A 14,687-nucleotide genomic window follows, 5' to 3' on the forward strand; every position below is an offset into this window, starting at 1 on the left:
TTCTTATGATGTTAATATTTCTATGACATCTAATAATGAATCTTTTTGATAGGTTGGGTTCACGTTTTCTTTCGGTATTACACGAAGATCCTTTTTTAGAGGGATACCAGCATGACGTATTGGCATATCTGTAATATCATCATGGATCAAACAACAGTGCATGTTCCCCGCAAGTGCTGCCTCAATCCCAACAATAGAATCTTCTAAAACTAATGTATCTTGTGCACTTACTCCTGCTTTTTTACAACAGTTTAAAAATATCTCTGGCGATGGTTTTCCTTGATGGACTTCATCCCCCGCAAGTATATAATCAAACTGTCCTGTTAATTCTTCAACTTCCAAATAGCGTTCAACGATTTCTCGCTTACTACTGGAAGCTACTGCACAAGGAATACGTTGTGTATGAAGATACTCCAACAATTCCACAAGACCTTCTTTTTTATAAACACGTTTTTGTTCTTCTAGAATATTTGCCTTCTCTTCTACCATCAAAGCACGCCATGATGTTACATCGTACTGTGTACCATATAATTCTTTCATGCTTTCTATGATATCATGATTGGTTCTTCCAGTTAGTAAATAATATACATTATGTGTCATCTCATAATCATAATGTTGTGCCGAACGTAGATAAGCTTCATAAGCTAATCTTCCTGTTTCAAACATCAAACCATCCATGTCAAAGATAACGAATTTGTAACCACTCATCTATCGACTCACCAAACATTCCAATGGTTCACCCTTCACCGCATGCTCTACATCACTCACGCATTTTTCTCCCATACCTTCTAAACACTCAATGGTATAGGCAGATGTGTGAGGTGTCACGATGACATTCTCATAAGCGAAATAAGGATGTGTATTAGAAGCTGGTTCCTCATGCATTACATCCACCGCAAGACCTGCTAATATTCCTTTATCTAGCGCTCTACAGACAGCTTCCTCATCAAGCAAATCTCCTCGCGCAGTATTCGTTATATAAACACCTTTTTTCATTTTATCAAAACACTCATCCGATAAAATATGGAAAGAAGTTTCGTTCAAAGCTGCATTCAATGAAAGAATATCCGCGTTACGTACTAGTGTATCTAGGTCGCAAACTTCCATATCGAATTTCTTTACCCACTCTTTATCTACATTGGGATCACAAACTAGAACACGTGTGTTGAAACCAAATTTTAGAATTTCCGCAACACGACTTCCAATGTTTCCACAACCAATTACACCTACTGTTTTTCCAGTGATATTGTGTCCCACAAATTGAGCACGATCCACCCAGCGATCTTCACTTGCTGCTTTTGATGATCTAGTAACCTGGCGCATAATTGCCATAAGATTTGCGACCGCATTTTCCGCAACTGCATCTCTTTCCACCAATGGCGAAACAATAGTAACATGCGTATTTGCCTTTTTAGCTGCTTGGATATCAACATTGTTATAACCGATACCATGACGACTAATAATCAATACGTCTTTTTTATGTTCGAAGAATTCCGCATCGAAGAAAGGAGTAACACTACTAATGATAATGTTATAATCCTTCAATGCCTCTGCTAATTCTTTTCCATGCATGGTACCTGATACATTGATTCTATTCACACTGCCAATCGTTTCTAAACGTTTCATCTGGGAAGGGAAACGAGTGGCAAAGCTACTAGAATTGACGATTGCAATTTTGTATTCCATAAGGAAGCCCTCTTATAACTTCTTCAGTGCTTCATTAAGAGATACTTTCGCAGTATCTGGCACTATTTGGAAATATACTTCCACACCATTTGCTTGAATTTCTTTGCACAATTCTCCATCTGCTTGTGTCAAACCTACAGTGGATATTACAAAGGTTGCATCTGCTTTCTTTGCTATACCACCAATGTTTAATGTATCGGTATGTATACCAGCATCAATTACTTTTTTCGCATCTTTAATGTGCTTGAATAATAAGATTACTTTATCATTTCCAAATTCATTTTTATTCCATTCTTCAATTACTTCATCCAAACTAAATACTTTAATTTTTAAACTTGCGGATGAATTGGTAGAAATATAAATATCCTTCATAAAGTCATCAGCTGCAGTTACATCATCAATAACGTAAATTGCATTTGTGCCCATACCTTTGGACCACTTTGTCATTACCTGTCCATGAATTAAACGGTCGTCTACTCTCATTAAATTAATTTTTCCCATGATGATTGCCTCCTATTTAGCTTATCTGTTTTTCAAGAAATTTCGATCAATAATGCGGATTCCCTCTTCCGCTGTTTTCTTAACATTCCCTAATAGTACTTCTAAATCCTCTTCTGTTTTGTACCATTGTAACATTTCAATTAACATCGGTAGGTTAACACCCGTAAAGATACGGATGTCACCTTTCGACATACAAGATAATGCTACATTAGAAGGACTACCTCCTAATAAATCACATAAGACAATGGTTTCTAAACCCTTTTGCGCATTATCTTCAATTACTTGAAATGCTTGTGCTCTTAAATCATCTACAGAATCACCTGGACGCAAAGCCAATGCATGTACATCATCCTGAGGACCCATGATCATTTCCGCACTTTTTACAATTTCAATTCCAAACTTGCCATGTGTAATCACGAGTAACCCACGATTTGCCATATTGTTCTTTCTCCTTACAGTATACCAATTGCTGCTAACACTATCAACGCAACTGTTAAATAAATCATACCTCTTGTAATTTTTAATCCCTTACGATCAAAGTAGAAATAAAGTGCAAGTACAGCAACAAGTGGAATCAAACCAGGAAGGATTGTATTTAAAATATCTTGAATAACAAATTCTTTGGCGTTGATTGTAAACTTTAATGCACTTGATAATTTAACGTACTGTGCAGCCATAATTCCCATCATGAAGAGTCCTAGTACACCCAATCCATTGATAATGGATTTGATTTTATTTCCTGTCATGATTTCTTTCGCAGCACTACGTCCCATAGAATACCCCATTTTTGTAAAGAAGTATCCATATACGAAGGTTGCGGTTGCAAAGCAGATAAATGGAAGTAAAGCACCTAATCCATTACCATCTTGCGCCCAAGGTAAGAAGATTGCGATAAAGATATATTGAATAGTTCCTGAGTCAATCGCATCTCCAATTCCAGCCAAAGGACCCATAAGACCAACTTTGGTATTTGTAATTAAAGTTTTATCTACTGCTTCATCAACGTTTCCTTCATGCAATGCTTTTGCACGTGATTCTTCTAATGAAATAGCGATACCAGTTAATGTACCTCCACCCCATACTGCCTGTGTGTTAAAGAACATTAAATGTCTTTGATATGCTTCTGCACGCATAATCTTATCTTTATATAGTTTCTTTAATGATGGCATCATACCAAACAAGAAAGAAGGAGCTAACATTCTATCGAATGTATGTGGAACTTCATTTGCCCACCACCAACGAAACCAAGATTTTAATAAATCTTTATTGGTAATCGGATCAGGTTTATTTTCCTCTTTTGTCATAACAGACACGTCCGCTATGATGGTACCATCTTCATCCATGTATTGTTTTACATCTTCACTAATATTTACATTACTCATTGATTTATCCTCCCTTCTATTCTGTTTCTTTTGATGTAAACAGAATATACATCGCTGCTAAGATACATCCAAAGATTGCATATGTAACAGTATTGATTTTAAGTGTCGCAAATGATACGCTCATGAAGTATGCTAAGAAGAAGAAAATCAATAGGCTCTTCTTACCAATAACATGCATGATAACCGCGATACCAAGAGCAGCTAATCCTCCACCAACAACTTCTAGGATATGAATAAGTGGTCCACTTGAAATTGTATTAATTGCAGATGAGATTACTGGAGCTCCAAAATATAATGCGATAAATACCAATGGAATAAATAGGGAGAAAGAAATGATAGCAGGTATTCCCATGATTGAGAATGTTAATCCTTTGTCATTTGCTTCTGCAGCATATTTGTCCATGAACTTTGTAAAGAATGTATTTAAGAAGAAACGGAATTGATACAAGTAACTTCCTAATAAACCAACTGGTACAGCAACTGCAACTGCTTCTTGAGGTGTTAAATTTCCAAGAAGTGCAACTGGTACTGCAATAGCAGCAGCAATACAAGGTTCACTTGGAAGTGTCCCTCCAGGAGCAACGGCTCCCATGTAAATCAACTGTATAGCAGCTGTGACAACCATTGCATCTGGAATATTTCCCATAATAAGTCCACACATAAATCCTGTCATCAATGGTGAGAAACGAAGTGTTAAGGTAGCATACCCTAGAATTCTTGATTCAATCAAGGCTACCCAAATAGCAATCAATAATGCTTGAATAACTGTAAGTTCCATAATCATTTATCCCTTTCTTATTTTTTTTCGGATGCAACAAATGCATGTCCGCCAAATCCATTTCGAAGTGCAGCAACTACTTTTCCTGAGAAGCTGTCTTCTTCTTTTGAACGATTACGCATCATAAGTGATAATGCAATCACTGGTGCTGGCACTTCCATTTCTAGTGCAGTTTCAACCGTCCATTTTGCCTCACCCGATGCATCTACAATTCCCCGATAGTTTTCAAGATGTGGCTGATCACCAAATTTTTCTTCCATGATTTCCATCAACCAACCTCTTATAACTGAACCATGATTCCAATTTTCTGCGACCGCTTGTAAATCATACCCAAACTCGCTTTCTTCCATAATCTGAAAACCTTCACCAATGGCTTGCATCATTCCATACTCAACTCCGTTATGAACCATTTTCATAAAATGACCCGCTCCACTTTTACCAGCGTATGTGCATCCCTTTTCTACGGATATTGAAGTGAATATGTCGGCCATATAATCATAGGCCTCTTTTGGTCCTCCAATCATTAGACAAGCACCATTACGTGCACCGGATGTTCCTCCTGATGTCCCTACATCTAAATATTGAATTCCTTTTTCTGAAACGAGGGCAGCTCTTCTCATAGAATCTTTATAATTTGAATTTCCTGCTTCTATCAGAATATCTCCCTTTGACATTCTATCCATCAGATACAAAATCGTATCTTCCGTTGGCTTTCCACTTGGCAACATCATCCAAACTATTTTTTTTCCATGCATCCTACCCAATTGCTCATCTATGGATGAAGCAGTTTCAATCCCTAATTCTTGTAATTGAGTTCGAGCAGTTTCATTTAAATCGAAACCAATTACTGTTTGTCCATGGTCTTTTAAGTTCTGTGCTAAATTCGAGCCCATCTTCCCTAGACCTATTAAAGCTATTTCCATAATGTAAGCGCCTCCAATCATTACACTCACATTATATCAAAAATTATTTTTTTGTAAATAGATTTTAATAAAAAAATATTTTTTTAATTGCAAATTGCTTGACAACTCCATAATAAGCCTTTACTTATCGTGTTTTCGCATTTACTTTTTATGGAATATATGATATTCTAAACATATAGAAACCGAATTATTAACGGAATTTAAGACATAATAAAAAAAATATTTTTTTATTATTAAGAAAAGGGGGCTTACTATATGCAACAATCAATTCGCCTAAAAATAAAGACAATTTACCGTGATTTAAGTAAGAAAGAGAAAATCATTGCGGACTATCTTTTAGATAATCCTAAGAAGGTATCAAGAAGTACCATCAATGAAATAGCCAATGAATTAGGCATGGCTGATTCTACGCTCTTTCAATTTACTCGTAAACTTGGATATAATGGATACCGTGATTTTCGAAATGATTTACTTACAGAAGAATATGATGCAGAAATATCAGTTCATGAGAACATCACAAAAGAAGACAATGCTCTTTCTATGGCCAGAAAAGTATTTGAATCCAGTATACAAGCACTTAATGATACAGAGAATTTATTAGATTTAAAAGACTTAACAGACGCTGTAGATAAAATTCAAAATTCACGTATGGTAACATTCTTTGGAATCGGTGGATCTAATGTAGTTGCCTTTGATGCTTACCATAAGTTCTTAAGATCTCCTGTACGTACACAGCATGCACAGGATTACCATATGCAACTTATGCAAGCTTCCTTACTAAATGAAGAAGATTGTGCAGTGCTTATATCCCACACTGGGTTAACAAATGAAGCTATTCATCTTGCAGAAATTATTAAGAAGAACAACGCAAAACTGATTGTCATTACGAGTTATCCTTTATCTGCACTTGCGAAAATGGCAGACATTGTATTTATTTCAACATCTGAAGAAACAGGATATCGATCAGAATCTTTATCCAGTCGTATATCACAACTAGCAATTATAGATGCACTCTTTGTTATTTTAATGTTTCACGATGAAAACAGAACGAGTGAATCCTTACACCGTGTACGTGGTGTTATTTATCCAACTAAAAACGAAAACTCATAAAACAAAGGAGATATTATCATCGATAACATCTCCTTTTCATTATTGTATAACAATTGAATGTAAGCTCTGTTGGTAGCCTTTTTGAATAAACTTCTTCAATGCTTCCATTACAGAATATAGAATATTTTCCAATACACCCAAGTCCATACTTTGCATAATCAACTGTAATAAATAGTCTTCTTTTCCAGTGTCATAGTCATTATCAAACATCAACAATAACATCGCTACAATTGAATTCTCTTTTAAATACGCTCTATCTTCTTCGTTGATAGTTAATAATTCTTGCATAATTTCTGTATTCTGATAAATCGTCATAAACTCACAGAAATTTTCATCCAACGCAATTTTTCCTTTTTTATAGTATAAGCATTCTCCTTCTTGCCATAGATGAAACCTTGTTGTAAAATCTTTTACTCGCTCACTTAAGGGCAATCTCCAATCTTCAAAAGGATCCAACTCTCCATTATTATTCAAATCTTTAAATGCATATCCATCCCGTTCTATAATCTTAATACCTAAATTAGGATCATAGCTTAATGTTTTACCACCTTCATTTTCAATACATTCTCTTTGATTTTTGTGAGTCAATTTCCATTGCATGTAGAAACCTCCTTGTGTACCTCTACTCGTAGTATAGCATCTTTCCAAGCTATAATATGTCAAATAATCTTGTGAAATTATGGTATTTGGACAATCCTTTATAATCTTCATTTTTCCTTCCGTATTTCGACAGATTTTCGTCACAATTCATTTAAAAAGACAGGTCATTTGACCTGCCTCATGAATATTATATTGTTTTCTTCTTTGCTAAATCGATAATAATTGCCGCAGTACCTTCTTGTCCAAACGTACTAGAATTGATACAAATATCATAGTTCTCAGCTTGTCCCCATCTGCGATCGGTGTAGTATTCATAATAATTTGCACGACGTTTATCAATCTTATTGATAGAACCTTCAATATCACGCGTATCTACATCATAAGAATGTATTGCTTTTTCTTTACGATCTTTCATATTCGCATGCACATATACGTTCAATACATCATCACGATCTCTAAGAATGTAATCCGCACTACGTCCTACAATCACACATGGTCCTTGATCTGCGACCTGTTTTACAACTTGTGATTGAACCATAAACAATCGATCGTTTAATGATAGTTCCGTGATTGTTGATAATGGTCCACCTAGTGAATATCCAAGTGCCCCAAGCAAATGAAATCCTTTGCTTGTTCTAGAATCATTTTCTTCAAATAGCTCCTTATCAATGCCACTTTCTCTAGCCGCAATCTCAATCAATTCTTTGTCATAAAATGGAATGTTAAGTTGTTTCGCAATCATTTGTCCAATTTCACGACCGCCGCTTCCAAATTCTCTACTGATGGTAATAATGGTCTTGTTTCCCATAGAAATGACCTCCTTGTCTTTGTTACTTTTATTATACTCCACGAAATGGGTTTCATCAATGTTTCCCATCAAAAAGAAGAGTTAGGATTCCCTTCTCTTCTGTTCTAAATATACAGCCAAGACTGCAATATCTGCTGGATTTACCCCAGATATACGGGATGCTTGTCCCATCGTCATAGGCATTATCTTTGTAAGCTTTTGTCTTGCCTCTAAAGATAAGTTTACTACTTCATTATAATTCATATCTTCTGGAAGCCTTACATTGTCCATTTGATGTAAATGCTGTGCATCTCGTTTCGCTTTATTAATATAGCCTTCATACTTAATTTCAATTTCTATTTGTTTTGCCAAATGCTCATTGATATCTCTATCCAAATAAGGTCGTAAAACATCCATCGTTATACTTGGACGTTTTAATAATTCTTGTGCACTGATACCTTCTTTTAGTTCTTCATAGCCAAGTGTTTTTAAATGTTCATTAATTTGCGACTTTGGAGTAAAACGAATAGAAGATAAATAAGCAATCGTTTCTTCTATATCCTGACCTTTTTTCTTAAATCCGTCATATCGTTCATCACTGATAAGACCGATTTCATGTCCATATTCCATCAATCTTTGATCTGCGTTATCGTGACGTAACAACAAACGATATTCTGCACGTGACGTTAATAAACGATAAGGTTCCAAAGTTCCTTTCGTCACAAGATCATCAATTAATACTCCGATATATGCTTCATCTCTATGTAATACCAATGGTTCTTTTCCATCTAACTTCAAACAAGCATTGATACCTGCCATTAATCCCTGCCCTGCAGCTTCTTCATAACCACTTGTTCCATTGATTTGCCCTGCAGTAAATAAATTCTCTACTATTTTATTTTCTAAACTTGCTTTGCACTGAAGTGGATCTACTGCATCGTATTCAATCGCATAAGCATATTTTTCAATGATACAATTTTCTAACCCTGGCAAAGAATGTAACATATCTTCTTGTACATCATGGGGCATAGATGTAGAGAACCCTTGCACATAGGTTGTATTCAAGGATTCACTCTCTGGCTCAAGGAAAATTTGATGACGTTCTTTATCCGCAAAGCGTACCAATTTATCTTCGATACTTGGACAATAACGAGGTCCAACTCCCTTTACAAGTCCAGAATACATAGCAGACTTATCTAAACTGCCATGGATGATTTGATGTGTTAATGGAGAAGTGTAAGTTAAATAACATAAGACCTGTTTTTCAAATGGTCGAATTTCTTTTGTCTCAGTAGAAAATGAAATAAAGTCTTCACTTCCTGGTTGGGGTTGCGTCTTACTAAAATCAATAGAGGATGTTAATACTCTTGCGGGTGTTCCCGTTTTTAAACGGAATGTTGAAATCCCTAAATCACGTAAACTTTGTGAAAGTTCATTTGTAGTAGGTTCATCTTCAGGTCCAATGGATGTAGAAGTATGTCCTACCAAAACACTACTGCTCATATAAGTACCAGATGTCAAAATGATGGTTTTACATTCCATCACATTTCCATCTGCTTGTAAAACTCCTGTAACCTTACCATCTTTCACAAGTATCTTTTGTATACACATTTCGCGCACTTCTAAGTTCTCTTGATGCAGTACTTTATCTTGCATATATTTCTTATAGGCTATTTTATCAGATTGTACACGAAGGCATTGTACTCCTGGTCCTTTTGTAGTATTCAACATTTTAAACTGTAGAGCAGTCGCATCTGCAGCTTTTCCCATTTCTCCTCCTAAGGCATCAATCTCACGAACAACGATTCCTTTCGCAGGACCACCTACACTTGGATTACATGGCATAGAGGCAATCATATCGATATGCATAGAATATAATACAGTTTTCTTTTGTAATCTAGCGCAAGCTAATGCTGCTTCTACACCTGCATGTCCACCACCAATTACTATTACATCTATCATAAAAGTTCTCCTCTCTGCCTACAATAGCACTTTAAAAGCATATCAATTCACGTATTTCTTCTACAATTGTTTTGTTTCCTGCAATCATACCTAATGGTGCGTTAAATCCCCACTTCCCATTCATGATAAACATATCTCCACCAGCTTCTTGTAGAATCAAAGATGCTGCCGCATAATCCCATGGTGATAATACTTCTTCATAATAAGCATCCGCTCTACCTGCTGCAACATAGCACAAATCAAGTACCGCACTTCCACCTCTTCTAATATCCCTAGAAGCCATAAATATTTTCTTCATACGTAAGAATGTCTTATCACTATTTTCTTTATAATAAGGTGATGTTCCACATAACACCAATGCCTTTGAAAGCGACTGTTTACTCACATGGATACTTCTGTCATTCAAATATGCACCCATACCCTTTTGTGCATAAAACATTTCTTTTAAATATGGATTATAACATACCCCTAAGATAACTTCATGATCTTTTAATAACCCTATGGATACCGCACTATGATGAAAATCATATGCGAAGTTTGTTGTCCCATCAATTGGATCTATGATCCATTGATAACCATCTTGTTCTTGGTAAACTTCATCTTCTTCCGCAATGAAAGTTGCCTCAGGAAGAATCTTTTTACACGTTTCTACGATGAAATCTTGAATTTCAATATCTTTGTTTGTCACAATATTTGCGACATCTGTTTTTTCATTTATATGTTCAAATCCTTGCAACATCATGGTGCCTGCCTGAAGTGCGATTTCTTTTACTTTTTCTATCATTAAAATGCCTCATTTCTTTTCTTATCTAGGATACCATAAAATAGAAGTAAAAAGAATAGTCAAAGTAAATTCTGACTATTCCTCTGTGGTTAAAAATTCATCAAACGCATTGATTTCTGTAATCAAGCGATCTTCACCAATTTTAACACGTCCATTTTTCCTATTTTCAGCATTCTGTTCTTCCGCGCAATTGAAAAATATAAAAGAATTCGGTTTATATGCTAAATCGAACAATGTGCAAGTATATGCACTATTATGTGTTTCTAACATATAGGATTCCAATGTTTCTTCATTCAGACGCATTGCTTCTTTTATCTCTTCTTTTTCTTTATTTTCTTCTATTTTTTGTTGCAGATAGGAATCTTGCATCTGTTTTTGTTGCTCTTGCTTTTTCGTTTGTTCCCCTTTTCGAATAAATTGAACTGCGAAGAATACTAAAATCATGCACATTACATAAATAAACGTATTTCTTTTCGTTGCTTTTTGTTTTGCAGCGTGCTCTTTTTGCTTACGAGTATTCTCTACAAAAATAAACTTTGTAATACTGTTTTCATCAGAATTTGAATACTTAAAACTTTTTTCAATATAATCAAATGCATCGTATAAAAAGGATCTCGTAATACTATCAAAACGAGCATAATTTGTTCGTATAAGTGCTGAAATTTTGATATAAAACTGTTCATCACCTATCGCATCAAAGAAGGTTTGATTGAGAATTAGATCTTTCATAACATCCGCTCTACATGAAAACTTTATACGTTCTGCAAAACGTAGATATAAATATTCTTTTAGATTTTGCTCTTCACTGTCCTGTTTAACTTCAATATCTTCTTGCTTGTAAACTTCTTTTACATATTCCTTTTTGGCTTTTGTATTCTGATTTACAGGTATATTTGGATTATCATAGAGTGTTTCACCTTCTTGTTTAGGTTTTTCTCCATGAATGATTTCAATGTCTAAATCAGATATTACATGTTCCTTTTTTAGTTTAGTATCTTGATTCTGAAACGACCAAGATAAATCAAAATCATCATAGATAGTTTCTTCTTGTTTAGGTTGTTCTTCATGTATGATTTCAATATCTAAATCAGGAAAAATATCTTGTTGTGGTAACTCTTTGTCAAAATCACTCCTTGTATCTTGTTCGACAAAAGGAGTCTTCAAATAGATAGTATCTTTTTTATGAAATCCTTCTGTTAAATCACTAGAAAGACTTTCAGGTTTTTTGTAATCTCGTTCAAGAGAATTCATAATGCTTTGATATGCATTTTGTATTTCTATAAATTCTTCTGGGTACTCTTCTGGATGATATTTCGCCAGCATTTTCGCATAAGCTTTTTTTATTGCTCGTTTATTCTCAGTAGGTGCAATCCCTAATAATTCCCATGCATCCTTCATGAAAGGTATCCTCCTGGTTCTTCATCTTCACCCTCCACATTGAAGAATTCATTATGATTCATCTCTTCTTTTAGATTATCAATTATTTCTTGCATTCTCTTCATAAGGATCGCTCTTTTTCGTAGATTATTTTGGTATTGGTTCATCAATCCTGTAAATTCAAGGAATCTCTCCCTTACCCATTCTTGAGTTTGTACAGAACTTTCCTCCATAATTCGAGCAACTTGTTCATTGATATATTCCAATTCTGGCTCAAGCGTCAATTTCAGAGAAGCATTTTTGATACTATTGATGCTTTCCGTTGAAACATACGTATCACCAACTCCAAATGTATACACTTGTCCTGTAGAATGTAAACGAACTTCTGCACATAGTATGGAGTTTATATCATAAATGAAGGTGATATCAAATTCTTCTATCTTTCCATTATTAGGTAACTTAATTGTATGATCTGCCAATAACTTATTTTGATCTGCATAAATACCCTCTCCCTGATAAATGGAAACTCTGACCTCTTTTTGTGATTTATCAATGGTGTGAAAAGGTTTTGTTTTAACGGCAGGAAGCACACTGTTTTTCGAAATGATAACAGAAGATAAATCACGAGCTAAATTATCACTATTATAAACGGCATTGCTTAAAGAGAAAGGACATATATCGGTAAGCACTAAGTTTTTAATACTTGTACTTCTCTGTTTAATCCCTACATAAATACCTAAACCTCTCGCGACCATATAATCTTTATCTACATTTTCATACACATCAACTTTCATCAATTTAATCAAAAAGTTAGAAACTATTGGCATATGGCAAGACCCACCTACCATAACAATCTTATCTATTTCATCTTTATCAAATCCGCTTGAATTTACTGCTTCCGCAATAACTGCTTTCATTTTATTAAACAACTGCGTTCCTAATGTTTCTAGTTTTGTATTCGTTAGTATATACGTATAATGTTTCTCATTCAAATACATTTCAATGGTAGTTTCGTTTTGGTTTTGCAATGCGATTTTTGCATTCTCACAATTAAACAATAAACTTTCTTGATATTTCTTTTCTAACTGTTCAAAAGAAAGGTTATGTTCTCTACAAAAATCCAAGGCAACTACTTTATCAAAATCACTTCCGCCAAGTTTATTGTTTCCAGCAATAGAACAAATGCTTACAACATTATCAAAACAATCCACAACACTTACATCTAGTGTTCCTCCACCAAAGTCAAATACGACAAATGCTTCATCTTCTTTGTTTCCATAATGACAAGCAATGGAAGCAGCACTTGGTTCATTGATCAAACGTTCTACTTTTACTCCTAAGATATCTCCAACTCTTTTCGTTGCGCTTCTTTGTTCGTTATCAAAATATGCTGGAACACTAATAACAACTTCACTGACTTCTTCTTGAAGAAATGTTTTTGCATCTGAAATCAATTGCTTCACAACGAATGCAGATAACTCCTCTGGTAAATATTCCTGATTCTTAAGTCTTACTTTTTCTTTTGTTCCCATATTTCTTTTAAATAAGGATGTGGTATCTTCTGGATGTGTAATTAGGCGTTGTTTCGCTGATTTGCCTACGATGATTTGTCCATCATCATCCACACTTACCACACTAGGTGTTAAATAATCACCATATACATTGGGTATCATTACTACTTCATCTTGTTGAAACGCTACTGCCAAAGAATTTGTAGTTCCTAAATCTATTCCTATAATTGCCATATATTGTTTTTCCCTTTCATCACGCTCTATATAACTGTGATACTTTATCTTGTTCTTGTATCAGTAACATCTTACTTAATTGAACTCTACTTAAATTTACCTTTTCATTATGTCGATTAATGGTTATAAAAAAGTCAGCATTTGATTCATTGAATATTGAGGAATAATTCTGAGTAAGGAGAGAATAAACATGTTTGACACTCACATGAACACTTTGTGGGTATTCTTGAAGTGTTTGTTTACTCATTTCTTGCCTAGATGTATACATGCAAAGATAGCCTTGATCATCAATTTCATACTTCACATAAATATCATTAAACAAAAGCATGCAGTGTTCATTATATTCTGATTTTTCTACCAAACGAATCGGCATCAATAAGTCTCCAGAATTCAATTCATCTACAAACAAACGATTACGTAGTGATGGTTCCATTTGAAATATCTTTTTCATAGAATCATTCGCAAATTTCTCGCTCTTCTGTAATTTAATTTTAAATCTTAACAAAGTTTCTATGGTTGCCAAATCTTTCATCCCATAAGATATTTCATATGTCAAAGGACAATTTCCACCTTGATTACCGTATGAATACTCTACTGTTAAGGAATCATGAACAGTATTCTTATGAAAGGCACGAACATAACTCATATCAATATAATTACCCGTATACGATTTTATTTCCATATGAAAATCTGGAAACACCGTAATCTGATCTGGTTGATTGTATAATTTCATTAAATTCCAAAAAGGCTTCATGTCTTTATAAGATGTATATAAACCTAAGGAAAGACAAGCAATCCCAAGAATAGCAGATGACACAAAGATAATTACGATTACATTTCCTTTTGTAATCGGTACAAAGGAATATAAAATCATACCTGCTATCATACTAGCAACAGCAAATCCTATTGCCAAACGCTGACGTTTGAATTTCTTTTCAAAAGGTATTTTATGTTGCATTCTTTTCTCATAAAAAGCTTCATCTAATCCAATAAATTGCATAATTTATCCCCTATCTAATAACTTAGAAATAACCAAAGAATTAAATTTCCCT

The 14,687-nt window shown here is 34.6% G+C and carries 15 protein-coding genes; 1 reads left to right on the plus strand and 14 read right to left on the minus strand.

Annotated features, from left to right (window positions below; all coding sequences use genetic code 11):
• Positions 1 to 3: 3 nt before the first annotated feature.
• From ACWG0P_RS01890 to gnd, 7 genes are read right to left on the minus strand one after another with little or no spacing between them, the layout of a single operon-like run.
• A complete protein-coding gene (locus ACWG0P_RS01890) occupies positions 4 to 708 on the minus strand; it encodes an HAD family hydrolase (RefSeq protein WP_455800235.1) in 705 nt (234 codons plus the stop codon).
• Positions 709 to 1,686 carry a D-isomer specific 2-hydroxyacid dehydrogenase family protein gene (locus ACWG0P_RS01895; protein ID WP_455791179.1) on the minus strand — a complete coding sequence of 326 codons (978 nt, stop codon included), beginning with the start codon at positions 1,684 to 1,686 and terminating at the stop codon, positions 709 to 711.
• A 12-nt stretch (positions 1,687 to 1,698) separates the two neighbouring features.
• Positions 1,699 to 2,187, minus strand: coding sequence for a PTS system mannose/fructose/N-acetylgalactosamine-transporter subunit IIB (locus tag ACWG0P_RS01900; RefSeq protein ID WP_455791178.1), 489 nt, complete (start codon positions 2,185 to 2,187; stop codon positions 1,699 to 1,701).
• Between the two features lie 21 nt (positions 2,188 to 2,208).
• Positions 2,209 to 2,625 (minus strand): PTS sugar transporter subunit IIA, encoded by a 417-nt coding sequence (locus ACWG0P_RS01905; RefSeq protein WP_455800236.1) that lies wholly within the window; start codon positions 2,623 to 2,625, stop codon positions 2,209 to 2,211.
• A gap of 14 nt (positions 2,626 to 2,639) precedes the next feature.
• Positions 2,640 to 3,569, minus strand: coding sequence for a PTS system mannose/fructose/sorbose family transporter subunit IID (locus ACWG0P_RS01910; protein WP_455791175.1), 930 nt, complete (start codon positions 3,567 to 3,569; stop codon positions 2,640 to 2,642).
• Between the two features lie 16 nt (positions 3,570 to 3,585).
• The gene (locus ACWG0P_RS01915; protein WP_455791174.1) at positions 3,586 to 4,347 is read right to left on the minus strand and encodes a PTS mannose/fructose/sorbose/N-acetylgalactosamine transporter subunit IIC; all 762 of its coding nucleotides are present in this window, start codon (positions 4,345 to 4,347) and stop codon (positions 3,586 to 3,588) included.
• 17 nt (positions 4,348 to 4,364) lie between these two features.
• Positions 4,365 to 5,270, minus strand: coding sequence for a phosphogluconate dehydrogenase (NAD(+)-dependent, decarboxylating) (gene gnd / locus ACWG0P_RS01920; protein WP_455791173.1), 906 nt, complete (start codon positions 5,268 to 5,270; stop codon positions 4,365 to 4,367).
• A gap of 255 nt (positions 5,271 to 5,525) precedes the next feature.
• Here gnd and ACWG0P_RS01925 point away from each other — a divergent pair, with 255 nt between their 5' ends.
• Positions 5,526 to 6,380 (plus strand): MurR/RpiR family transcriptional regulator, encoded by an 855-nt coding sequence (locus ACWG0P_RS01925; RefSeq protein WP_455791172.1) that lies wholly within the window; start codon positions 5,526 to 5,528, stop codon positions 6,378 to 6,380.
• Positions 6,381 to 6,419: 39 nt separating this feature from the next.
• Here ACWG0P_RS01925 and ACWG0P_RS01930 read toward each other — a convergent pair whose 3' ends face one another.
• The 7 genes from ACWG0P_RS01930 to ACWG0P_RS01960 all read right to left on the minus strand — a co-directional run bounded on the left by ACWG0P_RS01930 (position 6,420) and on the right by ACWG0P_RS01960 (position 14,635).
• On the minus strand, positions 6,420 to 6,980 hold the full coding sequence (locus tag ACWG0P_RS01930; protein WP_455800237.1) for a beta-glucosidase: 561 nt from the start codon (positions 6,978 to 6,980) through the stop codon (positions 6,420 to 6,422).
• Positions 6,981 to 7,167: 187 nt separating this feature from the next.
• A complete protein-coding gene (locus tag ACWG0P_RS01935) occupies positions 7,168 to 7,788 on the minus strand; it encodes a cytidylate kinase-like family protein (protein WP_455800238.1) in 621 nt (206 codons plus the stop codon).
• A gap of 81 nt (positions 7,789 to 7,869) precedes the next feature.
• Complete coding sequence (mnmG, locus tag ACWG0P_RS01940) at positions 7,870 to 9,729, minus strand: tRNA uridine-5-carboxymethylaminomethyl(34) synthesis enzyme MnmG (protein ID WP_455800239.1); 1,860 nt, start codon at positions 9,727 to 9,729, stop codon at positions 7,870 to 7,872.
• 31 nt (positions 9,730 to 9,760) lie between these two features.
• Positions 9,761 to 10,513, minus strand: coding sequence for an inositol monophosphatase family protein (locus ACWG0P_RS01945; protein ID WP_455800240.1), 753 nt, complete (start codon positions 10,511 to 10,513; stop codon positions 9,761 to 9,763).
• Between the two features lie 75 nt (positions 10,514 to 10,588).
• Positions 10,589 to 11,911 (minus strand): J domain-containing protein, encoded by a 1,323-nt coding sequence (locus ACWG0P_RS01950; protein ID WP_455800241.1) that lies wholly within the window; start codon positions 11,909 to 11,911, stop codon positions 10,589 to 10,591.
• Positions 11,908 to 13,635 (minus strand): Hsp70 family protein, encoded by a 1,728-nt coding sequence (locus tag ACWG0P_RS01955; protein ID WP_455800242.1) that lies wholly within the window; start codon positions 13,633 to 13,635, stop codon positions 11,908 to 11,910. Before ACWG0P_RS01955 ends, ACWG0P_RS01950 begins: the two co-directional genes overlap by 4 nt.
• 19 nt (positions 13,636 to 13,654) lie before the next feature.
• On the minus strand, positions 13,655 to 14,635 hold the full coding sequence (locus tag ACWG0P_RS01960) for a hypothetical protein (RefSeq protein WP_455800243.1): 981 nt from the start codon (positions 14,633 to 14,635) through the stop codon (positions 13,655 to 13,657).
• Positions 14,636 to 14,687: the final 52 nt, after the last annotated feature.

The sequence above is a fragment of the Amedibacillus sp. YH-ame6 genome, assembly GCF_053848845.1.